At 74.0% G+C, this 23,992-nt stretch carries 22 protein-coding genes, 1 tRNA gene and 1 pseudogene; 12 read left to right on the top strand and 12 right to left on the bottom strand.

The annotated features are described in order from the left end of the window. Nucleotides 1-19: 19 nt before the first annotated feature. From ESG85_RS33445 to ESG85_RS33440, 3 genes are all read right to left on the bottom strand, one after another. Complete coding sequence (locus tag ESG85_RS33445) at nt 20-313, bottom strand: Dabb family protein (protein ID WP_128984936.1); 294 nt, start codon at nt 311-313, stop codon at nt 20-22. Between the two features lie 29 nt (nt 314-342). Then, nucleotides 343-507: a hypothetical protein gene (locus tag ESG85_RS35230; protein ID WP_164986384.1), complete on the bottom strand. Its 165-nt coding sequence runs from the start codon at nt 505-507 to the stop codon at nt 343-345. Between the two features lie 438 nt (nt 508-945). Beyond that, the gene (locus ESG85_RS33440) at nt 946-1,995 is read right to left on the bottom strand and encodes a helix-turn-helix transcriptional regulator (RefSeq protein ID WP_164986383.1); all 1,050 of its coding nucleotides are present in this window, start codon (nt 1,993-1,995) and stop codon (nt 946-948) included. A 160-nt stretch (nt 1,996-2,155) separates the two neighbouring features. Here ESG85_RS33440 and ESG85_RS35225 point away from each other — a divergent pair, with 160 nt between their 5' ends. The 10 genes from ESG85_RS35225 to lysA all read left to right on the top strand — a co-directional run bounded on the left by ESG85_RS35225 (nt 2,156) and on the right by lysA (nt 14,974). Beyond that, on the top strand, nt 2,156-2,332 hold the full coding sequence (locus ESG85_RS35225; protein ID WP_164986382.1) for a hypothetical protein: 177 nt from the start codon (nt 2,156-2,158) through the stop codon (nt 2,330-2,332). Nucleotides 2,333-2,940: 608 nt separating this feature from the next. Continuing rightward, a complete protein-coding gene (locus tag ESG85_RS33430) occupies nt 2,941-4,236 on the top strand; it encodes an ATP-grasp domain-containing protein (RefSeq protein WP_164986381.1) in 1,296 nt (431 codons plus the stop codon). Next, a complete protein-coding gene (locus tag ESG85_RS33425) occupies nt 4,236-5,651 on the top strand; it encodes an NAD(P)/FAD-dependent oxidoreductase (protein ID WP_128984933.1) in 1,416 nt (471 codons plus the stop codon). The genes ESG85_RS33430 and ESG85_RS33425 overlap by 1 nt, the downstream gene beginning before the upstream one ends. Before the next feature lie 12 nt (nt 5,652-5,663). Further along, nucleotides 5,664-7,283, top strand: coding sequence for a SidA/IucD/PvdA family monooxygenase (locus ESG85_RS33420; protein ID WP_128984932.1), 1,620 nt, complete (start codon nt 5,664-5,666; stop codon nt 7,281-7,283). Beyond that, on the top strand, nt 7,280-8,653 hold the full coding sequence (locus ESG85_RS33415; RefSeq protein ID WP_164986380.1) for a glutamine synthetase family protein: 1,374 nt from the start codon (nt 7,280-7,282) through the stop codon (nt 8,651-8,653). Before ESG85_RS33420 ends, ESG85_RS33415 begins: the two co-directional genes overlap by 4 nt. Continuing rightward, nucleotides 8,650-9,339, top strand: coding sequence for a redoxin domain-containing protein (locus tag ESG85_RS33410; RefSeq protein ID WP_164986379.1), 690 nt, complete (start codon nt 8,650-8,652; stop codon nt 9,337-9,339). The genes ESG85_RS33415 and ESG85_RS33410 overlap by 4 nt, the downstream gene beginning before the upstream one ends. Next, the gene (locus ESG85_RS33405; RefSeq protein WP_128984929.1) at nt 9,336-10,886 is read left to right on the top strand and encodes an MFS transporter; all 1,551 of its coding nucleotides are present in this window, start codon (nt 9,336-9,338) and stop codon (nt 10,884-10,886) included. The genes ESG85_RS33410 and ESG85_RS33405 overlap by 4 nt, the downstream gene beginning before the upstream one ends. Then, a complete protein-coding gene (locus ESG85_RS36730) occupies nt 10,883-12,214 on the top strand; it encodes an ATP-grasp domain-containing protein (RefSeq protein ID WP_128984928.1) in 1,332 nt (443 codons plus the stop codon). The genes ESG85_RS33405 and ESG85_RS36730 overlap by 4 nt, the downstream gene beginning before the upstream one ends. Next, entirely contained in the window at nt 12,211-13,749 is a 1,539-nt protein-coding gene (locus ESG85_RS35415; protein ID WP_181019184.1) for a hypothetical protein, read from the top strand. Before ESG85_RS36730 ends, ESG85_RS35415 begins: the two co-directional genes overlap by 4 nt. Continuing rightward, a complete protein-coding gene (gene lysA / locus ESG85_RS33390) occupies nt 13,742-14,974 on the top strand; it encodes a diaminopimelate decarboxylase (RefSeq protein WP_246095532.1) in 1,233 nt (410 codons plus the stop codon). Before ESG85_RS35415 ends, lysA begins: the two co-directional genes overlap by 8 nt. A 71-nt stretch (nt 14,975-15,045) precedes the next feature. On the opposite strand, the gene ESG85_RS33385 is transcribed toward lysA, so the two are convergent. The 4 genes from ESG85_RS33385 to ESG85_RS33370 all read right to left on the bottom strand — a co-directional run bounded on the left by ESG85_RS33385 (nt 15,046) and on the right by ESG85_RS33370 (nt 16,659). Next, a tRNA-Ser gene (locus ESG85_RS33385) sits at nt 15,046-15,130 on the bottom strand. Between the two features lie 102 nt (nt 15,131-15,232). Next, nucleotides 15,233-15,661: a tRNA adenosine(34) deaminase TadA gene (gene tadA, locus ESG85_RS33380; RefSeq protein ID WP_128984958.1), complete on the bottom strand. Its 429-nt coding sequence runs from the start codon at nt 15,659-15,661 to the stop codon at nt 15,233-15,235. A gap of 68 nt (nt 15,662-15,729) precedes the next feature. Continuing rightward, nucleotides 15,730-16,257, bottom strand: coding sequence for a tRNA adenosine deaminase-associated protein (locus tag ESG85_RS33375; protein WP_128984926.1), 528 nt, complete (start codon nt 16,255-16,257; stop codon nt 15,730-15,732). 198 nt (nt 16,258-16,455) lie between these two features. Then, nucleotides 16,456-16,659, bottom strand: a complete 204-nt coding sequence (locus tag ESG85_RS33370) for a hypothetical protein (protein ID WP_128984925.1) — start codon at nt 16,657-16,659, stop codon at nt 16,456-16,458. An 87-nt stretch (nt 16,660-16,746) separates the two neighbouring features. On the opposite strand from ESG85_RS33370, the gene upp reads away from it, so the two are divergent. Continuing rightward, nucleotides 16,747-17,382 (top strand): uracil phosphoribosyltransferase, encoded by a 636-nt coding sequence (gene upp, locus ESG85_RS33365; protein ID WP_128984924.1) that lies wholly within the window; start codon nt 16,747-16,749, stop codon nt 17,380-17,382. Between the two features lie 65 nt (nt 17,383-17,447). Here the strand turns inward: upp and ESG85_RS33360 are convergent, their stop codons facing one another. Together ESG85_RS33360 and ESG85_RS33355 are read right to left on the bottom strand one after the other, a co-directional pair. Then, the gene (locus tag ESG85_RS33360) at nt 17,448-18,080 is read right to left on the bottom strand and encodes a LytR C-terminal domain-containing protein (protein WP_128984923.1); all 633 of its coding nucleotides are present in this window, start codon (nt 18,078-18,080) and stop codon (nt 17,448-17,450) included. 107 nt (nt 18,081-18,187) lie between these two features. Then, nucleotides 18,188-18,484 carry a type II toxin-antitoxin system VapB family antitoxin gene (locus ESG85_RS33355; RefSeq protein ID WP_003999914.1) on the bottom strand — a complete coding sequence of 99 codons (297 nt, stop codon included), beginning with the start codon at nt 18,482-18,484 and terminating at the stop codon, nt 18,188-18,190. 95 nt (nt 18,485-18,579) lie between these two features. Here ESG85_RS33355 and ESG85_RS33350 point away from each other — a divergent pair, with 95 nt between their 5' ends. Next, nucleotides 18,580-20,307: a helicase HerA-like domain-containing protein gene (locus ESG85_RS33350; protein ID WP_128984922.1), complete on the top strand. Its 1,728-nt coding sequence runs from the start codon at nt 18,580-18,582 to the stop codon at nt 20,305-20,307. A 30-nt stretch (nt 20,308-20,337) separates the two neighbouring features. Here the strand turns inward: ESG85_RS33350 and ESG85_RS33345 are convergent, their stop codons facing one another. From ESG85_RS33345 to ESG85_RS33335, 3 genes and pseudogenes are all read right to left on the bottom strand, one after another. Continuing rightward, a complete protein-coding gene (locus tag ESG85_RS33345; protein ID WP_246095530.1) occupies nt 20,338-21,891 on the bottom strand; it encodes a M28 family metallopeptidase in 1,554 nt (517 codons plus the stop codon). A gap of 364 nt (nt 21,892-22,255) precedes the next feature. Further along, a pseudogene (locus ESG85_RS33340) lies at nt 22,256-22,849 on the bottom strand (HhH-GPD-type base excision DNA repair protein); the annotation flags it as partial. A 93-nt stretch (nt 22,850-22,942) separates the two neighbouring features. Further along, complete coding sequence (locus ESG85_RS33335) at nt 22,943-23,986, bottom strand: alpha/beta fold hydrolase (RefSeq protein WP_128984920.1); 1,044 nt, start codon at nt 23,984-23,986, stop codon at nt 22,943-22,945. Nucleotides 23,987-23,992 lie beyond the last annotated feature (6 nt).

The following is a 23,992-nucleotide window of genomic DNA, read 5'->3' as shown; positions in this document are numbered from 1 at the left end:
CGGCCGGACGGGGCCGGTCTCAGAACTCGTAGTCGGCGATCACCCACGTGGCGAACTCGCGCCACTGGGCGACGCCCGCCTGGTGTGCCGGGTGGTCGAGGTAGCGCTGGAGTGCGTCCTTGTCCTCGACGGCCGAGTTGATGGCGAAGTCGTACGCGATCGGCCGGTCGGTGATGTTCCAGTCGCACTCCCAGAACGTCAGCTCCGGGATCTGCGAACCGAGGGCGCGGAACGCCTCGACGCCCGCGACCACGCGCGGCTCGTCGCGCCGCACGCCGTCGTTGAGCTTGAAGAGGACCAGATGGCGGATCACGGCGGTACTCCCGGTAGTCCGGAGCCGTCCTAATTGACGAGCTCGGTCATGAACTGGCCGACGCCTTGAGCGGCGCTCGATATGCCCTCGAACCCTACCTGGACCAGGTCCGCCGCCCTGGCCGGGGATGTGATGATCGTGTACAGCACAAAGACCACGACCGCGTAGAGCGCGATCTTCTTCGCCTGCGCCATTCGTCCGCCCTCCCCTGGCCGCGCCGCACGGGCCTCTCCGGCCGCGTAAGCCTAACCGAGTCTTTATGGACCAAGGGCCCGGGCATCGAGGCCTTTTGCCCGCACCCGAAAGGGTGAGGGGCGAGCAGGATGGAGGGCGAGCCCGGCGGGTCTGGCAGGAACCCGCGGGGCTGGGAACCGGCCCCCTCTGCGGGGTCCGCGCCGCGCGCTTCCCCCTGAACGCGGCGCAGGGCTTGTGGTCCGGTTCGCGCCGGGGGGAGCGGCTTGTCCCCCCGATGCCGCTCCCCCCGTCCGGCTCCTCCGTGCCCCTCCGCCGACTGGCGGGCTGGGTGCGGCCCCGCGGCCCCGCGGCCGCCTGGTGGCCGACGGCCCGGTGGTCCAGCGGCCCGGTGGTCCAGCGGCCCGGTGGCCCGGCGGCCCGGTGGTCCTGCCCGCAGCTCAGCCTCGCGCGCCCTCCGGCCTCAGTCCCGGTTCGTGCGGCAGGTTCATCTCCGTGGCCAGGAGGTAGCCGAGGTGGGTGCGGTTGCGGGCGCCCAGTTCCGCCATCAGCTTGGCGACGTGCTGGCGGCAGGTGCGTTCGCTGATGCCGAGGCGGCGGGCGATGGCGGCGTCCTTGTCCTCCTGGAGCAGCAGGCGGGCCACCGCGTTCTGCATGTCCGAGGCGATGAGCTTCCGGCGCCGGGTCTCGTACGCCGTCGCGAAGGGCATCGCGGAGTGCCAGGCGGCGTCGAAGGTGTCCATCAGGAAGGTGACCAGGTCCGGATGGGTGACCATCAGGGCGCTGCTGCCGTCGCCGGCCGGGACGAAGCCCACGCGGTGGTCGAAGACGATCATCCGCGGGAAGAGGGTGTTGAGGGTGCGGACCTCGGCGCCGGCCTCGGTGAGCCGCTCGACGTAGGCCTCGGTGGCGGGGCTGAAGCGGGCGCTGTGCTGGTAGAGCGTGCGCATCCGGACGCCGCGCTCCAGCATCTCGGCGTCCCGTGCGAGGGCCTGGTCCAGGACCTCGGCGGGCCGGGGGCCGCCGGGCTGCGCGGTCAGCAGGTCCGTACGGCACTCCCGGGCCGCCCGGTCCAGCATGACGTTGACGTCGGCCGCTTCGAGCAGGACGACGCTGGGGTCCTCGGTGGGGCCGCCGGCCTGCTCGGCGTACACCTCGCGGAGGGCGGCGAACTCGAGCGTGGCGGTGTCGATCTCCTGCCGGAGCTCTTCGAGGCGGCGGCGCAGCGGGCCGAGGGTGCGGGCTTCGGCCACCGGCGGGGCGCACCACTCGTACGCTCCGCTGCGGTCCTCCCTCTCCTGGAGCAGGTGGAGGTCGCGGAGCCGTTCGAAGCCGGCCGCGGCCGTCGTGGGCGGCAGCCCGGTGTGGTCGATCAGGTCGCGCTGGGTGGTCGTGGTGTGGCGCAGGGCGTAGCTGTAGAGGCGGGCCAGGGCGAGATCGTCGCCTTCCGAGCCCTCCTTTTGTCCGTTTACCGACTGTTCATCTGCCATTTGTTCTGCCTTCATGAACTGTCATTGCCTATCCATGATCCCTGACGGTTCTGGCCACGGCCCTGTTGCCTGACAAGGATGGATTCCGGGCCGCTTCGAAGGGCAAACCCCTTCGAACCAGGCCCGGAAGAACCATGAGAACCAAACGGGGTGGAATCACATGAACAAGGTCAAGCGCTGGCTCTTCACGCTCCTCGCGGCAGCCGTCCTCGGCACGGGCGCCCAGGTGGCGGCGGGCGGCGACCACGGCTCCGCGGGGGGCGGCGCCGGAGCAGGGACGGACCACGGGCGCGTCGTCGCGACCTCCGTGGCGCCCTCGGACACCGGTTGGGGATGAGCAGGCCGGACTGACGCCGGCCGGGCCGGGCTGGCCGCTGGCCGCTGGCTGCTGACCGGACCGGGCCTACCGCCCGGTCGGGCTGACGCCGGTCGGCCTACTGCCGGTCGGGCTGACGCCGGTCGGCCAACTGTCGGTTGGGCAGACGCCGGTCGGGTTGACCGCTGACCGGGCGTATCGCCTGCCGTTCGGCGACGCCGGTCGGGTTGACCGCCGACCGGGCGCACCGCTGGGCGGGCTCACGCCGGTCGAGCTGAAACTCTGACCGGCCTACCGCCCGCCGGCCCCTCCGACGCCTGCCGTCTGACCGCCCACCGGCCCCCTCCGACGCCTGCCGGTCCGGGCGCGGGCTCTCCGACGCCCGCCGGCCCCTCCGACGCCCGGCGGCAGCGACGCCTGCCCGCCGGCAGTGGCGCCTGCCCTGCGGCGATGCGGGGCTGACCGACGCCTGCCGGACGGCGGCGCGCCGGTCCGCTGCCTGCCTGCCGGCCGAGCGCCTGCCGTGCCGGACGGCCACCCCCGCCGGGCTGATGCCCGCCGGGGCGCCGACGCCTGCTCGGACGGCCGCGGGCCGTCCGATGCTCACCTCCCTGACGAAAGTTGACGTGATGGACCCGAAAGACCTCCTCCTCCTGGTCCGGGTGGGCTGTCTGCGCGAGGGCGCGCTGACCGCCTGGACCGCCCGGCAGGACGTCGAACTGGCGCTCGCCGAGAGTGCCACCGCCGCCTACCTGCGCCTCGCGGACCGCCAGATCCCGCTCGCTCCCGACCGCCCCGCCGACGAGACGTACGAGGCCTGCCGCGCGGCCCTCGCCGCCGCCACCGGCGGCAAGGGCGTGATCGGCTTCCTCGACTCGACGCTGCCGCTGGTGGCGCGTCTCGCCGAGGAGTTCGACCTGCCCGGCTGCTCCCCGCAGACGCTGCAGGCCCTGACCGACAAGACCTGGGCGCGGGAACGTTTCGCCGAGAGCAGCGTGCCGGGACCCCGGTTCCGCGTGCTCGACGCGGCGACCCCGCGCGACGACCGCGCCGCCGCCGTCGACGGCCTCGACTACCCGCTGATCGTCAAGCCGGCCGACTCGTCCGCCGGCCGCGGCGTCGTACGGGCCGCGAGCGCCGCCGAGCTCGACGCGGCCTGGGAGACGGCCGCCCGCTTCACCAAGACCGGCAGCCTGCTCGCCGAGGAGGAGCTGATCGGCGACGAGATCAGCGTCGAGACGGTGACCGTCGGCGGCCGGACCGCCGTCCTGGCCTGCACCGAGAAGCTCAGCACCCGCGACGAGTCCTTCGTCGAGCTCGGCCAGGCCGTGCCCGCCCGCCTCGGCGGCGCCCTCGCGAGCGAGGTGCACGAGGTGGCCGCCGCCGCGCTGAAGGCCGTCGGCTTCGACCACGGCATCGCGCACACCGAGATGATCCTCACCGCCTCCGGTCCGCGGATCATCGAGGTCAACCCCCGGCCCGCGGGCGACTGCATCCTCGATCTCGTCCGCCTGACCAGCGGCGTCGACGTGTACGACCTCGCCGCCGACCTCGCGCTCGGCCGTCCCGTCGACCTCGACGCCCTCGCCGAGACCGGCCGCTCCGGCTTCACCGGCGGTGCGGCCATCCGTTTCCTGACCGGCGAGCCCGGCGTCGTACGGAGCGTCGAGGGCGTCGCCGCCGCCGCGGCCCGGCTCGACCCGGCCCGGGAGCGGCTGGTGCTGCTCACCAGGCCCGGCGACGTCGTCGAGGCGGTCACCAGCAACCTGCACCGGTTCGGCTACGTCATCGCCGTCGGCGAGGACACCCGCGAGGCCGTCGACCGCGCCGAGGAGATCGCCGCCATGGTCACCGTCCACACGTCCCCCGCGGCCGAGGGCGAGCCGCCCGCCCGCCGGCTGCCGAGCGCGGAGTGCTGGACCTGATGGCCGACCGCGACACGACGAGCCGCGACGCCCGGAACCGCGACACGACGAGCCGCGACATCACGAGCTGCGACACGCCAAGCCGCGGCAACCGCGACACCCCGAGTCGCGACACCACGAGCCGCGACACCACGACAAGGACCACCATGCGATCCCCCGACTCCTACTGGCTCGCCACCGGCCCGGAGTGGAACCCCCACGGGACCTCAGGGCCCCACACGACCACCTCCGACACCACCACGCTGCCCGCGCACACCGACGTGTGCGTCCTCGGCGCCGGCGTCATGGGCACGACCCTGGCCTACTGGCTCGCCCGGGCCGGCCGCCGGCCCCTGGTCCTGGAGCGCAACTCCGGCCCCGCGATGGGCTCTTCCGGCCGCAACGCCGGCCGGCTGATCCAGGGCGGCCACGCCCAGCACGCCGTCGCCGTCGACCGCCACGGCCACGCCGAGGCCCTCGGCATCTACCAGGCCACCCTGCGCAACCGCGACCTCGTCCGCGAGGTCGTCGCCCGCGAGGGACTCGAAGGCACCCGCTTCTCCACCGCCAAGCTCGACCTGGCCGTCGAGGAGGACGAGGCGCTCGAACTCAAGCGCACCGCCGAGGCGTTGCGCGCGGACGGTGTCGCCGCCGAATGGCTCGACCCGGCCGGCGCCCGCGCGGTCTTCGGCACGGACCTGCCCGACACCGTCCTCGGCGGTCTCCACCGGCCCGACCAGGACGCCGTCCACTCCGTCGCGTACGTCCGCGGCATGGCCGGAGCCGCCGTACGGGCCGGGGCCGAGCTGGCGTGCGGCGTGACGGTGACCGCCGTCGAACCCGCGCCGGGAGGCGGCTGGCTCGTCACCACCGACCGCGGCCCGGTGCGGGCCGACCAGGTGGTCGTCGCCCTCAACGCCTGGACGCCCCGGCTGCTGCCGGAGCTCGCGTCCGTCATCACCCCCGTCCGCGGGCAGCTCGTGCAGACCGCGCCGGTGTCCTTCCGCATCCCGCAGTGGGGACTCGACCGCGGTCTCGTCTACGGCGGCCAGACGCCGGACGGCTCGCTGCTCATCGGCGGTCTGCGGAAGACCGTGCCCGGTCACGACGAGGGCGTCGACCTGCCGTGGGACGCCAACACGCCCGCCTTCTCAACCGAGTTGGCCGACCGGCTGGCCGAGGCCCTGCCCGCGCTGCTGCCGGAGACCGCCGGGGTGCCGGTGGTCCGGGCGTGGAGCGGAGTCATGGCCTTCACCCCGGACCGCTGCCCGCTCGTCGGCGCCTGGCCGGGCGCCGAGGGGCTGTGGGTGATGGCCGCGTTCAACGGTCATGGCATGCCGTACTCGCAGGTGATGCCGGAACAACTCGCCGAGCGGATCCTCGGAGGGCCGGGAGCGGGTATCCCCGCCGCCTTCGACCCCGCCCGCTTCCTCTGATCCGGAGACACCATGTCTGACCTTTCGATACTTTCGCCGGCGCCGGCGGACGAGTCCTGGCGCACCGCCGGCCACGGCGGCGCGCCCCTGCTCGTCATCGGCGCGGGCCCCAAGGCGATCGCGCTCGCGGTGAAGGCCGGTGTGCTGCGCGCCGTCGGCTTCGACGTGCCCGAGGTGGTCGCCGTCGAGCGCGACCGCACCGCCGCCAACTGGCGCGGCGGACGCGGCTGGACCAACGGACGGCAGCGGCTCGGCACCCTCCCGGAGAAGGACCTGGGCTTCCCGTACGCCTCCTCCCTCTGGGGCGACCCCTCGGACCCGGTGATCGGCGAGCTGGCGCAGCGGATGTCCGCGTACAGCTGGGCAGGTCATCTCCTCGACCGTGGCCTGTACGGCCGCTGGATCGACCGCGGCCGGCCCCAGCCGACCCACGGCGAGTGGGCCGACTACCTGGAGTGGGCCGCCGAACGGGCGGGCCTGCGGACGGTCACCGGAGAGGTGCGCCGCGCGGAACTCTCCGACGGCGGCTGGACGCTGACCGTCGAGCACGGACCGGCCGACGGCGCGCAGGCCGCGGGAGCGCAGGCCGCGGGAGCGCCGTACGGGCGCGGGCCGGAGGCGGACGGGCCGTACGAGCACGGGTCGTCCACGGACGGGCCGTACGAGCACGGGCCGGGCGAGCGCCGGCAGGACGGCCCGGGCGCGGCGCCGCGTACGAGCCTCGTGCACGGCTGCGGGCTCGTCGTCTCGGGCCCCGGACCGGCCACCGGCGTCGTGAACGCCGACGGCGGCCGGGTCCTGAGCACCGCCGACTTCTGGCGGCTCGCCGCCGACGGGCTGCCCGACCGGGTCCGTCACGTGACCGTCGTCGGAGCCGGCGAGACCGCGGGCACCATCGTCCGCGAGCTCGCCCTGGGCCTCGGCCGCCAGGTCACCGTGGTCACCCCGCGCGCCACTGTCTACAGCCGCGGCGAGAGCCCCTTCGAGAACCGCTACTACAGCGACCCGACCGGCTGGACCGCCCTCACCGAGGACGACCGCCGGGAGTTCATCCGGCGCACCGACCGGGCGGTCTTCTCGCAGGAGGTGCAGCACGAGCTGACGCTCGCCGGGAACGTCTCCTGGGAGTCCGGCCGCGTGGTCGGCACGTCCTGCCCGGACGGCGGGCAGGTCGCCGTCGAGCTGCTGTACGCGGGGGAGCAGCGGACCCGGCACTGCGACCTCGTCGTCGACGCCACCGGCGGTGACCCGCTGTGGTTCGGCGAGATCCTCGGCCCGCGCGCCCGGACGGCGCTGCGCGCCGCGCTCGGCGGCACCGTGAGCCGGGACCGCCTCGAACGGGCCATCGGCACCTCCCTCGCCGTGACCGGGCTGCCCGCGCCGCTGCACCTGCCGAACCTGGCGGCGCTGGCCCAGGGCCCCGGGTTCCCCAACCTGAGCTCCCTCGGCCTGCTGTCCGACCGCGTCCTCGCCTCGTACGTGCCGACCGCGCCGGACGAGCCGGCGCAGCACGCCGCGGCCCGACCGGCGTCCGCACCGGCCGAGCCCGGGCTGCACGCCGCCGCCGTCCGGCCCGAGCGGGCCGGCCGCTCCTCCCTTCCCTCCTCGCGCCCCGGAGCGTCGCACTCGTGATCCGACACACCACCACCCACGAACCCGAGCAGGACGCCGACCAGGTCGGTGACCGGATCGACCAGGACGTCGACTTCGTCCAGCTGCTGTTCACCGACATCGCGGGGCGTCTGAAGACCCTGGAGGTCCCCGCCGCCCGCTGGGCCGAGGTGCGGGACCGGGGCTGGACCCTCGACGGGTCCGTGCTCCTCGGCTACGGCGACGCCGAGCACAGCGACCTGCGGCTGAAGCCGGATCCGGACACGTTCGTCCACCGGCCGTGGACCACGCCGTCCGGCCGCTCCGTCGGCATGGTCTTCTGCGAGGTCCTGGACGCCGCCGGCCGGCCGTTCGCCGCCGACCCGCGGGCCGTCCTGCGCAGGGCCGTCGCGGCCTCGGAGGCGCGCGGGCAGCGTCCGGTCTTCGGCGTGGAGGCCGAGTTCTACCTGCTGCGCGGCACGGACTCCGGCAGCGCCGGCGTACCGGCCGACTCCTCCGGCTACTGGGACCTGAGCGTCGACGAGCAGGCCGACGAGGTCTGCCGGGACATCGGCGAGGCCCTGGAGCTGATGGGGCTGACCGTGGACGGCCACCACCACGAGGTGTGCCACGGGCAGCGCGAGATCGTCTTCCGCCACGGCGACGCCCTGGCGACCGCGGACCGGCTGCTGCTGCTCAAGCACACGGCCCGGGTCATGGCCCGCCGCCGCGGCCTGACGGCGGTGTTCATGCCCAAGCCGCTGGCCCACCTCTACGGCAACGCGCTCCACGTCCACGTGTCCCTGGAGGGCACGGGCCCCGGTGCGGACGCCCGGCCGCTGTTCCACGACGGCGACGACCCGATGGGCATGTCCGCGCTGTTCCGCGGCTCCCTCGCCGGCGTGCTCGACCACGCGCCCGCGCTGACGGCCCTCGGCAACCCGACCGTCAACTCCTACAAGCGGCTCGTGCCCGCCTCCGGCACTCCCGTGCACCGCAGCTGGGCCCGGCACAACCGGTCGACCGCGTTCAAGGTCGTCGGCGACCCGGCGGCGCCGCGCTCGATGCGCCTGGAGATGCGCAGCCCCGACCCGTCGGCCAACCCGTACCTGCTGTTCGCCGGTGTGCTCGCGGCGTTCGCCGACGGCCAGGACCGGGACCTCAAGCTCCCCGAGGCGTGCGAGGTGCCCGCCGACGAACTGACCGGCGACGAGCTCGCCGTCCGCGGGATCGCCGAGCTGCCCACCGACCTGCCGTCCGCCCTGCGCGCCCTGTCCGACGACACCACGGTCACCGCGGCGCTCGGCCCGCTGGCCGCGCACGCCGTCGACCACAACGCGCGGGCAGACTGGGCGGCCTGGCACCGCGTCATCACCCCCTGGGAGATCCAGCGGTACGGGGAGAACGGGTGACCGTGCCGACCGCCGCCTCGAACCACCCCCGCCCCACCGGAGGAACCGCCCCCATGCGCGTCACCGTCGACAGCACTGAAGGCCCGATCGCCGTCCCGTCCCCCGACCACCGGTGGACCGCCCTGTTCTTCATCACCGAGCCGGGCATCGGCGAGATCCTGCCCGAACTGGCCGGCTGCACGACGGGCCTGTGCACGGTACGGGACGACGCCGCCCGGTTCGCCCGCGCCGGCGTACGGGCGCTCGGCGTCAGCGCCCACGCCCCCGGCCACCTGGCCGACTTCGCCGCGTCCCGCGACCTGGGCTACCCGCTGCTCGGCGACGGAGACCTGGCGCTCGGCCGCGCCCTCGGCGTGCCCGAGGTGAAGGCCGGCGACCGCACCCTGTTCGCCCGGGCCGCCGTGGTCCTCGACCGGGCGGGCGCCGTACGGGCCCTGATCCACCCGATCCCCGACCCGGAGCGGCACGCGGAAATCGTCCTGGAGGCGGTCGCGGAGCTGGAGGCGGCCCCGGGGACCGAGCCGGCGCCGGGGACCGAGCCGGCCGCCGGTGCCGAGGCCGCGGCGGGTGGCGGTGCCGGGCACACCGGCGAGCGGGTCGGTGAGCAGGCCGGTGAGCAGGTTCGCGAGCACGCCGGTGAGCAGGCCGGCGACCGGGGTGCGGAACCGGACGGGGAACGACCGTGAGCCAGTCCGCCGGCACGGCCGGCCGCACGCTCGGCGGCCGGATCCGCGCCCTGGTCCCCGCGCCGGGCGCACCCCGCGCGCTGGCCCTGTCCACCCTGGTCGGCCAGACCGGCAGCGGTCTCTTCCTGCCCGTCAGCGCGCTGTTCTTCACCCGGTCCGTGGGCCTCGCCCCGGCGCAGGTCGGCTGGGGCCTCGCGGCCTCCGGCCTGATCGGGCTCGCGGCGGCCGTCCCCATCGGCCGGATCGCGGACCGGTTCGGCGCCCGCGGCACCTACGCGGTCGCCCTGCTCGGCCAGGCGGTGGCCACGGCCTCCTTCGCCCTGGTGCACTCGCTCTGGGCGTTCGTCGTGGTCAGCACGGTCGCCGCGCTCGCCGAACGCGGCGGCGGTGCCGCCCGCGGCGCCCTCATCGGAGGCGTCGGCACCGGCGAGGCCCGGGTCCGGCTGCGGGCCATGCTCAAGTCGGTGACGAACATCGGCCTCAGCCTCGGGACGGCGCTGGCCGCGCTGGCCCTGACGGCCGACAGCCGCGCCGCGTACCTGGCGGTGGTGTTCGCCAACGCCGCCGCCTACGTCCTCGCGGCCCTGCCGCTGGTGCGCGTCCCGGCCGTCGCGGCCGCCGCCGTCGGGGGCAGGGCACGCACCGACGGGCCGCCGCGTCGCGCGGTGCTGCGCAACCGCCCGTACACGGTGGTGACCGTGCTCTGCGGCATCACCAGCATCCACTACGACGTGCTGTCGCTGGCGCTGCCGCTGTGGATCGCCGGGCACAGCAGCGCCCCGGAGTGGAGCATCTCCGCCGTCATCCTGGCCAACACCGTCCTGGTGGTCCTGCTCCAGGTGCCGTTCTCCCGGGGCACGGGCGACGCGGCGACCGCCGCGGCGGTCGTCCGCCGGTCGGGCTGGGTGCTGTGGGCGGGCTGGGCCGCGATCGCGGCCGTCGTCTTCGTCGCCTCGCCCGTCCTGGCGATCGGGCTGCTCGTGCTCGGCATGGTGCTGCACACGGCGGGCGAACTGTGGCACTCCGCCGGCAGCTACGGCCTCAGCTACGAGCTGGCGCCCGCCGGATCGCACGGCGAGTACCAGGGGTTCTTCTCGCTCGGCCGCGGACTGACCGCGGCGCTGGCGCCGATCGTCGTCACCACCGTCTGCCTCGCGGAGGGCCCCGACTGGCGTCCCGTCAGCGGCTGGCTGCTCCTCGGACTGGTCGTCGCCGCCGTGGCGTCCGCCGTCCCGGCGGCGACCCGCCGGGCCCTGCGCGCCAACGGGACGACGAGCACGACCGCGGCAGAGACCACGACCGCGACGGCGACCGCGCCGGCGACCGCCGCGGAGACCGTGCCCGCGACCGCGCCGGCGACCGCCGCGGAGACCGTGCCCGCGACCGCCGCGGAGACCGTGCCCGCGACCGCGACCGCGACCGCCGCGGAGATCGTGCCCGCGACGGCGACCGCGACCGCCGCGGAGACCGTGCCCGCGACCGCGCCGGACGGCGCCGCCTCCGCCGCCACCTCCACCCTTCGACTCCCCGTACAGGAATCGGCATGACTGTCATCGAATCCGCCGCCACGCCGGCGCCGGACCACCAGCCCGTCCCCACCGCCCCGAAGGGCGGCGCGGTCCTGGTCCTGGGCGGCGGCACCCGACTGCCGCAGATGCTCCGGGACCACGGCATGTACGTCGTCTACGCGGGCTCCACGGGCGAGTTCACCGCCGCGCACGGCGCGCTGTGCCACGAGGCGTGGCTGCTCGCCGACGGCTCCGAGGACGCCTGGCTGTCCCGGGCCATGGCGCTGCACCGCGAGGTGCCGTTCGTCCGCGTGGTCACGGTGCGCGAGCGCTTCCTGACCGCCGCCGCCCGGATCGGCGACGCGCTCGGTCTCGGCGGCAACCCGCTGGAGACGGTGCTGGTCCTGAAGGACAAGTCGCTGATGCGCCGGCTCCTCGCCGAGCGCGCCCCGGACAGCGCCGTGCCGGCCCGGGTGATGGGCACGCCCGGTGAGGTCGACGCCTTCGTGGCGCGGGTCGGCCTGCCGTTCGTCCTCAAGCCGCGCGACGGCTCGGGCAGCGAGGGCATCACGATCGTCCGGGACGAGGCGGGCCTGGCGGAGGCCCGTCGGCTGGTCGACGGCCGGCCCGGGGCGCTGCTGGCCGAACAGTTCCTGGAGGGGCCGGAGTTCAGCGTCGAGACCTTCAGCGGACAGGGGCGCCACCAGGTGCTCGCCGTCACCGAGAAGTTCACCGGCGAGGGATCCGTCGAGATCGGGCACGTCGTGCCCGCCCGGATCGGGGCCGAGGAGCGGGCCGCGCTGGAGGAGGCGACCCGTGTCTTCCTCGACGCCGTCGGCCTGCGCGAGGGCCCGGGGCACACGGAGCTCATCCTCACCGCGGGCGGACCGCGGGTCGTCGAGTCCCACAACCGCCCGGGCGGCGACGGCATCGTCGACCTCGTCCGCCACGTGACGGGCCTCGACGTCCGCGACCTGCTCGCCGCCCAGACCGCGGGCGCGCCGCTGCCCGCACCGCGCGAGGACGTGGCCGGAGCGGCGGCGACCTGGTTCCTGACCGCCGAACCCGGGGTCGTCCGCGAGGTGTCCGGCTGGGAGGCCGCGGCCGGGCAGCCGGGGATCGTCGGCGTGTCGCCCGACGTGGAGCCCGGGGACGCGGTCGGCCCGCTGGGCGGCAGCGACGACCGGTGCGGCTCGGTGACGGCGGTGGGCGCGACCGGGGACGAGGCGCTGGCACGGGCCCGGGAGGCCGTCGGCCTGGTGACGGTGCGGACGGAGACCGCCGGCGCGGAAGCCGCGCAGGCGCCGTCGGGCAGCGGCGCGGAAGCCGCGCAGGCGCCGTCCGCCAGCCAGGGAGAGACCCGATGAACGACACCGACACCATCCCCAGCGCCATCCCCGCCCCCCTCACCACGTCCAGCGGCCCCACGACCGGCCCCATAACCGGCCCCACGACCGGCCCCACGACCGGGTCCGCGACCGGCCCCACGACCGGGCCGACCCTCACCGCCTCGCTCCCCGCCGCCCGCAACGCCCTGACCGAGCGCTGGTTCCGTTCGGACGCCGGAGCGGCGCCCGTGTGGCCCGAGCGGCCCGATCCCGAGCGGTGGGCGACGGTGGCCGAGGCGTTGGAGGACCGCTATCTGACCCGGCCGGTGTTCCTCGACACCGCCGAGGTCACGGCACTCGAAGCGGACCTGAACGGCACGGTCGACCTGCTGTTCTCGCTGCCCGAGCGGCTCTTCGACGGCGACGCCCACGCGTTCGCGGCGGCGGTCGGGCTGCGCCCGGAACAGGCCCGGCTCGCGCTGCGCGCGCCGGGGCAGCGGCCGGCCCGGATCGGGCGGGCGGACCTGTACCACGACGGCACCGGCTTCCGGCTCCTGGAGTTCAACCTCAGCAGCGCCCTCGGCGGCCTGCAGACGCCCGAGCTCAACCGGCTGCTCCTGGAGGACGAGGGCCTGGCGGCCTTCGCCGCCTCCGAGGGCCTCGCGTTCCCCGACACCGTCGGCGAACTCGCCGCGGTCATCCGCGAGGCCGCCGAGGAGGCCCTGGCCGAGACGGGCCGCCCGGAGCACGCGCCCCGGGTCGCGCTCATGGACTGGCACGCCGGCTACGCCAAGACCGGCCCGGAGATCAGGGCCACCGCCCGACTCCTGGAGCCGCACGGCATCGAGGCGATCCCCTGCCACACGGGCCAGGTCCGGGAACAGGGCGGCCGCGTCACCGTGGACGGGCGTCCGGTCGACGTCGTCTACCGCTACTTCACGCTCGGCGAGCTGACCGCGGACGCCTCGGCCCTCGCGACGGCCGAGGAACTCCTGGACACCTTCGCGCGCTGCGGCGTCCCCGTGCTGTCCCCGCTGCGCACCTCCATGCACGGCAACAAGCGGGCCCTCTCGATGCTGTGGGACGACCGCTGCGTGGAGACGTACGACACCGCCGAACGGGAGCTGGTGCGGCGGTTCCTGCCGTGGACGCGCGAGCTGCGGCCCGGCCCTGCCGTGATCCGGGGCGAGCGCCACGACCTGCTCGACCACTGCCTGCGCCACCGCGCCGAGCTGGTCCTCAAGCCCTCGCACGGCCTCGGCGGCGTCGGCACGGTCGTGGGCCGGAGCGTGTCGGACGAGGCGTGGGCCGCCGCCCTCGCCCAGGCGGTGGGCGGGCGGTACGTCGTCCAGGAACTGGTCCGTCCGGGACCGGAGTTCTTCCCCGGACAGGAGGGTGGCGGGCCGGAGCCGTGGACCCTCAACTGGGGTGCCTTCCTCTTCGGCCGCCGCTACGCGGGCGCGTTCCTGCGCGGCCTCCCGACGGACCGCGCCGACGTGATCTCGTACGACAACAAGGCGTACGCGGGCTGCGTGTTCGACGCGCGGAGCGGTGAGGAGGCCGGTCGTGTCTGAGCTTCTGGCGCGCGCCGCGGCCGAGTTCGGCACGCCGCTCTGGGCGTACGACCCCGACGTCGTACGGGAGAGGATCGCGCGGCTGTCCCGGTTCGACGTGGTCCGGTACGCGCAGAAGGCCAACTCCAACACGCATCTGCTGCGGCTCATGCGCGAGGCCGGCGTCTGCGTGGACGCGGTCTCGCTGGGCGAGCTGGAGCGGGCCCTGGCCGCCGGCTACCGGCCGGGCGGTGACCCGTCCCCGGTGGTGTTCACCGCCGACCTGCTCGACCGGCCGACGCTGCGGCGCGTCGCCGAGCTGAAGGTCCCCGTCAACGCGGGCTCGCCCGACATGCTGGAGCAGCTCGGCCGGGTGTCGCCCGGACATCCGGTGTGGCTGCGGATCAACCCCGGCTTCGGGCACGGCCACAGCAACAAGACGAACACCGGCGGCCCCCACAGCAAGCACGGCATCTGGCACGAGGACCTGCACGAGAGCCTGCGGCACCTGGACAGGTACGGCCTCGACCTGGTCGGCCTGCACATGCACATCGGCTCCGGCGTGGACTACGCCCACCTGGAGAGCGTGTGCGAGGCCATGCTGAAGCAGGCGAGGATGCTGGGCCGCGACATCCGGGCCGTCTCGGCGGGCGGCGGGCTGAGCGTCCCGTACGAGCCGGGTGCCCCGGAGGTCGACGTCGACCGCTACTTCGACAGCTGGGACTCCGTCCGCAGGGAGCTGGAGTCCGAGTTCGGCCACGCCGTCCAGCTGGAGATCGAGCCGGGCCGCTACCTGGTGGCGGGCTCGGGGACGCTGGTGAGCGAGGTGCGGGCGGAGAAGCGGATGGGGCCGAACCGTTTCGTCCTCGTCGACGCCGGCTTCAACGACCTGATGCGCCCGGCGCTCTACGGCAGCCGGCACCGCGTCACGGCGCTCGCACCGGACGGCACGCCGCGACCGGGGGAGGGCACGGACACCGTGCTCGCCGGTCCGCTGTGCGAGTCGGGCGACATCTTCACCCAGCAGGCCGACGGCGCGGTGGACTTCGTGCCGCTGCCTGCCGTGGAGGTCGGCGACCTGGTCGTGTTCCACGACACGGGCGCGTACGGAGCGAGCATGTCCTCGACCTACAACTCCCGCCCGCTGGCCGCCGAGGTCCTCCTGTCGGCGGAGGGCCCCCGCCTGATCCGCCGACGGCAGACCATCGAGGACCTCATGGCCCTGGAGGAGCCGGCGGAGGCGTAGAAGCCCGGACGAGCGGGAAAAGCGAACACCCCCCGGCCCGTATCTCTACGGGCCGGGGGGTGTTCGACCGGCGGTAGCGGAGGGATTTGAACCCTCGGTGACTTGCGCCACACTCGCTTTCGAGGCGAGCTCCTTCGGCCGCTCGGACACGCTACCGAGAGAGAGCTTAGCCCAAAGGCGCCGTGGACTGAAATCCGTGTCCCGTCGCAGGTCGGAAGGGCCTCCGGCGGGCTGCTCGGAGGGTCGCCCGCGGTGTGGTCAGCGGTCGCGGAAGAAGCGGGTCAGCTGGGCCGAGCAGTCCGCCTCCAGGACGCCCTGCACGACCTCCGGCCGGTGGTTGAGCCTGCGGTCGCGGACCAGGTCCCAGAGCGAGCCGGTGGCGCCCGCCTTCTCGTCCCAGGCGCCGAACACCACCCGTTCGACCCGCGCCTGGACGAGCGCGCCCGCGCACATCACGCACGGCTCCAGGGTCACGACGAGGGTGCAGCCGGTCAGCCGCCACTCGCCGGTCGCCGCCGCGGCCCGGCGCAGGGCGAGGACCTCGGCGTGGGCGGTCGGGTCGCCGGCGGCCTCCCGTTCGTTGTGGCCGGAGGCGAGGACCGTGCCGTCCGGGGAGAGGACGACCGCGCCGACCGGTACGTCACCGGCCGACGCGGCCAGGTCGGCCTCGGCGAGGGCGAGCCGCATCGGGTCCCGCCAGGGGTCCCGTACGGGATCGGCGCCCGCGGCCGGGCCGGGTGTGGCGAGGGGTGGCACTAGCGCACGGTCTCCAGGATGTCCGAGGCGCCGATCGCCTCCGCGACCTCGCCGAGGGCGTCCTCGGTGATGGCGAGGAGCTGCCGCTCGGGCAGGCCGAGGTCGGCCAGGATCCGGGTCTCGCCGAGCGGGCCGGCCGGTGCGGCGCCGGCGCCGGCCGCCGGGTCCTCGTCCTCGTCGTGCTCCGGCTCACCGTCCTCGGTGCCGTCCAGGTCGGTCAGTTCGTCGAGCTGGTCGTCCCGTTCGTCGTCGCCGAGGAGTTCCGAGGTGAGGATCTCCCCGTACGAGGAGCGGGCGGCGGCGGCCGCGTTCGAGACGAAGACCCGCGGGTCGTCCTCGCCGTCGACGCGGACGATGCCGAACCACGTGTCCTCCTGCTCGATGAAGACGATCACCGTTTCCCCGTCGTCACTGGCGGACTCGCGGGCCAGATCGGCCAGGTCCGCCAGCGTCTCCACGTTGTCGAGCTCTGTATCGCTCGCTTCCCACCCGTCTTCGGTGCGCGCGAGCAGTGCGGCGAAGTACACCTGACTCTCCCACTGATCAGAGGTGTGATGATCCGGCGGCGACGCTCCTGATGCCCCGCCCAATCGGCATCGTGACAGAAACCTCGGCTTCAGGAGAGGTCTTCGGCTCTTGCGTCGTGCATCAGTCTGAACGACGCCCGGATCGGGCGGGCGCGCGACCCCGGCGCACAGAGGGGGCGCACCGGCGGGGCCCTCCGCTCACCAGCGGAAGGTGCGCATGCGCATCGCCTGGCGCATCCGGGCCGCGCGGGCGCGCCGCGGCTGCACGCGGTCGCGCAGCGCCTTGGCCTCGTTCAGCTCGCGCAGGAACTGCGCGCGGCGCCTGCGGCGCTCCGCGTCGGTCTCCTGGCGGGGCTGCTCCCCGGGAGCGTCCGCGCCGGGCTTGCCGTCCAGGTCGGGCATTGGCCACACCACCCCGTGACTGGGTCCGTGTGTCCCCACCTTCCCTCGCTGGCGTGGGTTGACGCCAGTCCCGGCTACTGTTGGGGCATGCGTCTCCACGTCGTCGATCACCCGCTGGTCGCCCACAAGCTCACCACCCTGCGCGACAAGCGCACGGACTCCCCGACCTTCCGCCGACTGGCCGACGAGCTGGTCACCCTGCTCGCCTACGAGGCGACCAGGGACGTGCGCACCGAGCGGGTCGACATCGAGACCCCCGTCACCCCGACGACCGGCGTGAAGCTGTCGTACCCGCGGCCGCTGGTGGTCCCGATCCTGCGGGCCGGCCTGGGCATGCTCGACGGCATGGTGCGGCTGCTGCCCACCGCCGAGGTCGGCTTCCTGGGCATGATCCGCAACGAGGAGACGCTGGAGGCGTCGACGTACGCGACGCGGATGCCGGAGGACCTGTCCGGCCGCCAGGTGTACGTCCTGGACCCGATGCTCGCCACCGGCGGCACGCTGGTGGCGGCGATCCAGGAGCTGATCAAGCGCGGTGCGGACGACGTGACGGCCGTCGTGCTGCTCGCCGCCCCGGAGGGCGTCGAGGTCATGGAGCGCGAGCTGGCGGGCACGCCGGTGACGGTCGTGACGGCCTCGGTCGACGAGCGGCTCAACGAGCACGGCTACATCGTGCCGGGCCTCGGCGACGCGGGTGACCGCATGTACGGCGCGGCGGAGTAGTCCTCCGCGCGTGCCGCGCCGGCCCGGCCGTCCGTCCCGGCGGCCCGGCCGCCTGCCCTGCCGGCTCAGCAGCGGCCCGGTACCGGGGGCTTCGGCTTGGTGAGCGCCACGAGCGCCGCGTCCGCCGCCGCCTTCGGGTCGAGCGTCTTGAAGGCCGTACCGATGATCAGGTCGACGTCCGCCGTGGTGCGGGCGTCGACCTTCGTCGTGGCGCCCTTCAGCTGGGTGCCGACGACGGAGAAGGTGCCCTTGGTGGCGCCGGGGGAGCCGAGCAGCAGTCCGGTGCCGGGGATCTTCTTGTCGTAGGCGGCGGGTGCGTTGCCCACCTTGCCGATGACGAAGCCGCGCTTCTTCAGCTCGTCGGCGGTCGCCTTGGCGAGTCCGCTGCGCGGGGTCGCGTTGTAGACGTTGACGGTGATCTGGGCGGGCTTGGGGAGCGTGGCCGCGGCGGGTTCCGCGGTCGCCTTGGGCGCGGGTTTGCAGTCGGGTCTGCCCGCGGCCGTGGTGGTCTTCTCCTCGCCGCCGGAGAAGACGTCGATCAGCTGCGCCGTTCCCCAGCCGGCCGCTCCGAGTACGAGCACGGCGGCCGCGGCCCCGAGGACGATCCTGCGCCGACGACGGGGGCGGCGCATGCGCGGGTAGACGTCCCCCGTGATGCGGTACTTTCCACCCATTCCGGGGGGGGTGAGCATGCTCATGGACGCAGCGTAATGCCGCCCGTGGAGGATGCCTACTGGATGATCATGTGATCGCGTCCGGATGGGCGCGAAGAGGGCCCGAAAGGCTCAGCCGGGCCCGCGGTCCGTCAGTCCAGTTCCAGCACGCGTGCGTGCAGCACCTGGCGCTGCTGGAGCGCCGCCCGTACCGCGCGGTGCAGTCCGTCCTCCAGGTAGAGGTCGCCCTGCCACTTCACGACGTGCGCGAAGAGGTCGCCGTAGAAGGTGGAGTCCTCCGCGAGCAGGGTCTCCAGGTCCAGCTGGCCCTTGGTGGTCACCAGCTGATCGAGGCGGACCGGGCGCGGTGCCACGTCCGCCCACTGCCGGGTGCTTTCCCGGCCGTGGTCGGGATACGGCCGGCCGTTTCCGATGCGCTTGAAGATCACACGGAAAGCCTACCGGGCAAGCGGCTCCCGGCGCAGCCACGCCGGGCCGGTGCGATGCTGGGGCAAAACGGATGAAAACGTGACAGGGGTGTGCGATGAGTGCCGCTGAGCAGCCGTGGGCGGCGATCGCCGCCGGATACGCCTTCGACGGAGCCGCACTCGATCTGGGGGCTCTGCTCTGGGACGGCACGTGTCACCCGGACGCGCGGATCCGCATCCCCCTGCCGATGCTCAACCGGCACGGTCTGGTCGCGGGCGCGACCGGCACCGGCAAGACCAAGACGCTCCAGCTGATCGCCGAGCAGCTGTCCGCCCAGGGCGTGCCGGTCTTCCTCGCGGACGTCAAGGGCGACGTCTCCGGCATCTCGGCGCCGGGCCAGGACGGCGAGAAGGTACGGGAGCGGGCCGCGCAGGTCGGCCAGGAGTGGTCGGCGACGGGCTTCCCGTGCGAGTTCTACGGACTCGGGGGCGGCGAGGCCCCCGGCGGCGGTACCGGCGGCGGTACCGGCGGCGGCACGGGCGACGGTCCCGGCGGTACGGGCAGCGGTACGGGCTCGGGCCAGAGCGGCAGCTCCGGCTCCGGCCCAGGCTCCGGCGTCGGCTCCGGCATCCCCATTCGGGCCACCGTCACCAGCTTCGGTCCGCTGCTCCTGTCGAAGGTGCTCCAGCTCAACCGGACCCAGGAGCAGTCGCTCGGCCTGATCTTCCACTACGCCGACAGCAAGGGCCTCGAGCTCGTCGACCTGAAGGACCTGCGGGCGGTCGTCGCCTTCCTCGTCTCCGACGTCGGCAAGGCCGAGCTGAAGGGCATCGGCGGTCTGTCGACGGTGACGGCCGGGGTGATCCTGCGGGCGATCACGGCCTTCGAGCAGCAGGGCGCCGGCGGCTTCTTCGGGGAGCCCGAGTTCGACACGAGCGAGTTCCTGCGCACCGCCGCCGACGGCCGGGGCGTGGTCTCCGTACTGGAGCTGCCCGCCGTCCAGGACAAGCCGCAGCTGTTCTCGACGTTCCTGATGTGGCTGCTCGCCGACCTGTACGGCGACCTGCCGGAGGTCGGCGACCTCGACAAGCCGAAGCTGGTGTTCTTCTTCGACGAGGCGCATCTGCTCTTCAACGGGGCCTCCAAGGCGTTCCTGGAGTCGGTCACGCAGACGGTGCGGCTGATCCGCTCGAAGGGCGTCGGCGTGTTCTTCGTGACGCAGACCCCGAAGGACGTGCCCTCGGACGTGCTCGCCCAGCTCGGCAACCGGGTCCAGCACGCGCTGCGGGCGTTCACGCCGGACGACGCGAAGGCGCTGAAGGCGACCGTACGGACCTTCCCGAACTCGGCGTACGACCTGGAGGAGGTGCTGACCGGGCTCGGCACGGGCGAGGCGGTGATCACCGTCCTCAGCGAGAAGGGCGCGCCGACCCCGGTGGCGGCGACCCGGCTGCGGGCGCCGCAGTCGCTGATGGGCCCGGTCCCGGCGGCGGACCTGGCGGCGGCGGTGCGGTCCTCGCCGCTGTACGGGCGGTACGCGCGGGCGGTGGACCGCGAGTCGGCGTACGAGAAGCTGACCGCCGAGCAGCGGGCGGCGGAGGAGGCGGCGGAGCGGGCCGCCGCCGAGGCCGCCGCAGCGGAGGCCGCCAGGAAGGAGGCCGCCGAGGAGGCGAGGGCTCCTCGGGAGCGGTCCCGGCGGGGCCGGGAGAAGGAGGAGCCCTCGCTTGCCGAACAGGTCGTGGGAAGCGGCCTGTTCTCGTCGCTCGCGCGGTCGATCGGCACCCAGCTGGGCCGGGAGATCAGCCGGTCGGTCTTCGGGACCGCGCGCAGGCGGCGCAGATAGCGCCGCTCTCGGTGTGACCCCCTACGCGCTCTACTCCGTGACCCGGTGGTGGTCGTCGTGCAGACCGCCGCCGCTGCCCGCGTCGCCCGTGGTCGGGACGAACGGCACCGGCTTCTTCAGGGAGCTGATGTCGTGGGCGTAGGTGCCGACGGCGTTGGCGATGACGTCGATGTTGACGTCGAAGGCCGTCATGTCGACGTTGGTGATGTCGTCGCCGGCGGCGTGGTAGTTCACGTCGTACGCGACGCCCGCCTCGCCGCCGAACTTCTCGGCCTGGGCCGCGGTCTTGATGCCCTCGGCGCCGGTGAAGGTGCCGCCGGACGGGATGCCGACCTCGATGAACGGCCCGTAGTCCGAGCGGCCGGTGAAGTCGGTGCCCTCGTGCGGGATGCCGCGGCCGTCGAGGAAGTCGTTGATGTCGCGCTCCAGCTGGGCGGAGCCGGCGGGGCCCGCCTCGGCGCCGACGCCGTCGGAGTTGTCGCCGTCGTAGACGAAGAGTCCGTAGTTCGGCGAGGCGATCATGTCGAAGTTGAGGTAGAGCTTGATCTCCTTCCGGTCGAGGGAGCTCATGGTGGCCACGTAGTGGTCGGAGCCGACGAGGCCGTTCTCCTCGGCGGACCACCAGGCGAAGCGGACCTTGTTGCGGACCTTGTCCTGGGTCTTGGCGAGCTCCAGGGCGGCCTGCAGGAGACCGGCGGAACCGGAGCCGTTGTCGTTGATGCCGGGGCCGTCGGTGACGGAGTCGAGGTGGGAGCCGAGCATCACGGTGTTGGCGGCGTTGCCGCCCTTGGTCTCCGCGATGACGTTGTTGGTGGTGCGCCGCTCGATGAGCTGGCGGATCTCGAAGTCGAGGTTCACCGGGCCCTTGGCGAGGTCGGCGACGAGCTTCTCGCCCTCGTCCTTGGTGATGCCGCCGGTCGGGATCCGGCCGTTGGCCGGGTCGCTGAGGGTGCCGGAGAGGATGCCCTCGACGTTGTTGTAGACGATGGCGCCGACCGCGCCGGCGTCGGCCGCCACCTGCTGCTTGACGGCGAAGGCGCAGCCGCCGCGCTGGATAAGCGCCACCTTGCCGGTGAAGGCGCCGGAGGCGTAGTCGCCGGGCTCGCAGCCGGTGGTGCCGTCGGCGTCGACGGGGACGGCCGCGAGCTCGGCCTTGATGCCGCCGGCCGGGGTGGACTTCGTGTAGGTCATCGCCCGGATCGGCAGGTCGCGCGGGGCGGGGGTGAGGACGGCGGTCTTCTCGGCGAGCGTCTTCGTGTACCAGAAGTCGAACTTCTGGTACGTGACGTGGTAGCCGGCCTTCTTGAGCTGGGCGTACACGTAGGCGGCGGAGGCGTCGTGGCCGAGCGTGCCGGCGGCGCGGTTGCCGCCGGCGGAGTCCGCTATCGCCTGGAACTTCTGCAGGTGCTTGAAGGCGTCCTTCGCGGTCGTCTCGCGGACGAGCTTCTTCGCCAGCCTGGCGGCGTCGCGTGCTTCGGCGGCGCCGGGCGCGGGCTTGGCGGTGGCGGGCGCGGCGAGCATCAGCGGGGTCGCGAGCGCGGCGACGGCCAGAACGGCGGCTGCTCTGCGCTGGGTTGCGTTCACAGAAGTCCTTCCCGGTACGTACGAGGTAGGGGGGAAGTTAGCGATGCCCGGGGGATGCTGTGAACACATCTCACACAATTCCTGTCGAGAGGAACAGGATTGACATCGGGAATCATCGATTCCCGGTACTTTCGGCACGTTTGGCGGGCCCGGCCGTGCGGCCCGCGGCGCGACGGGACGCAGGCGTGGCGCCCGTGCCCGCCTTGGCCGACGTCCCCGTCTTCCCCGAGGTCCCTGTTTGCCCTGTCTTCCCCGACGCCCCCGTCTTCCCCGACGTCCCAGTTCTCCCCGACGGCCCCGTGTTCCCCGACTTCCCGGACTTCCCGGTCTTCCCCGCGGTCGTCTCCTTGCCCGCGGTCGCCGCCTTGGCCGCCTTGGCCGCGGCCTTCATCTCCTGCTTGTGGGCGCGGACCTTCGCGAGCGACTCGGGCCCGGTGATGTCGGCGGCGGAGCGGTAGCAGTCCTTCTCGCCGTACGCGCCGGCCGCCTCCCGCCAGCCCTCGGGGCCGGCGCCGTACTGCTTGCCGAGCAGCGCGAGGAAGATCTGCGCCTTCTGCCTGCCGAAGCCGGGCAGCGCCTCCAGACGGGCGAGCAGCTCCCTGCCGCTCGCCGCGTCGCGCCAGAGCGCCTCCGCGTCGCCGCCGTACTCGTCGACCAGGAAGCGGCACAGCTGCTGGATCCGCTGGGCCATGGAGCCCGGGTAGCGGTGCACCGCCGGCTTCTCGGAGAGCAGCGCGGCGAAGGCCTCCGGGTCCCGGGCGGCGATCTCGTGGGCGTCGAGGTCGTCGTGGCCCATGCGGGTGGCGATGGTGTACGGGCCGGAGAAGGCCCACTCCATCGGCACCTGCTGGTCGAGCAGCATGCCGACCAGTGCGGCGAGCGGGGAGCGGGCGAGGAGCGCGTCGGCTTCCGGCTGCTGGGCGAGGTGGATCACGGGGCTCTGGTTCCGATCGGCCATGTTCCGATCATCCCGCCGGGGCGGGGCGCGTGCCCGGTGACGCACCCGTCGGCGGGGTCCGTCGGGTGACGGCGGGGGCCGAGGGCGTGGGGCTCAGGCCTTCGCGAAGCGGGCGAGGGCAGCCATGACGAGACGACGGGTCTCGTCGCCGCCCAGGTGGCCGGCGCCCTCCACGACGTGGAGCTCGGCGTCCGGCCAGGCCCTGGCCAGTTCCCAGGCGGTGACAAGCGGCCCGCCCATGTCGGCCCGGCCGTGCACGAGGAAGCCCGGAGTGCCGGCGAGCCGGCCCGCGTCCCTGATCAGGGCGCCCTCTTCCAGGAAGGCGCCCTGGGAGAAGTAGTGCGAGCAGATCCGCACGAAGGCGAGCTGGGCGCGGTCGACCCGGTCGGAGTACGGGGTGCCCTGGCCTTCCCCGGAGAGGACGGCGTCCTCCCAGGCGCTCCAGTCGGCGGCGGCCTTCTCCCGTACCCCGGGGTCGGGGTGCTCCATCAGGGCGGCGTAGGCGCGGAGGAGGTCGGGGACGTGGAGGGCCGGGGCGCGGAGGCCGGCGGCCCCGGGGGTGCCGGGGCCCGAGGCTCGGCCGTCCGGGGCGTCAGGGGTCCGGGGGAGGCCCGGAGTTCCGCACGCGCCCTCCCGGAAGCGCTCGTGGGCCTCGGGGAAGAACCGGCCGACGCCCTCGTAGAGCCAGGCTATTTCGGAGCGGCGGGTGGTCGTCACGGCCTGGACGACGATCTCGGTGACGCGCTCGGGATGCGCCTCCGCGTAGGCCAGGATCAGGGTGGAGCCCCAGGAGCCCCCGTACAGCAGCCAGCGGTCGATCCCGAGGCTCACGCGGAGCCGCTCCATGTCGGCGACGAGATGGGCGGTGGTGTTGAGGGCCATGTCGGTGGCCGGGTCGCTCGCGTGCGGGGTGGAGCGTCCGCAGCCGCGCTGGTCGAACTGGACGATCCGGTAGAGCTCCGGGTCGAAGAGCCGGCGGGACCCCGGCGAGGAGCCGGCGCCCGGCCCGCCGTGGACCACGAGCGCGGGCTTGCCACGGGGGTTTCCGGCGACGGACCAGTGGATGCGGTGCCCGTCGCCGACGTCGAGCGTTCCTTCGTCGTACGGTGCGATCTCGGGGAATCTCTCCAGGCGCATCCCCCC

The sequence above is a fragment of the Streptomyces roseicoloratus genome (assembly GCF_004117935.1).
In the GTDB taxonomy this organism is placed as follows: Bacteria; Actinomycetota; Actinomycetes; order Streptomycetales; family Streptomycetaceae; genus Streptomyces; species Streptomyces roseicoloratus.
Note: the sequence above shows the minus strand (reverse complement) of the source record. Positions and strands in the feature narration are given on the sequence as shown.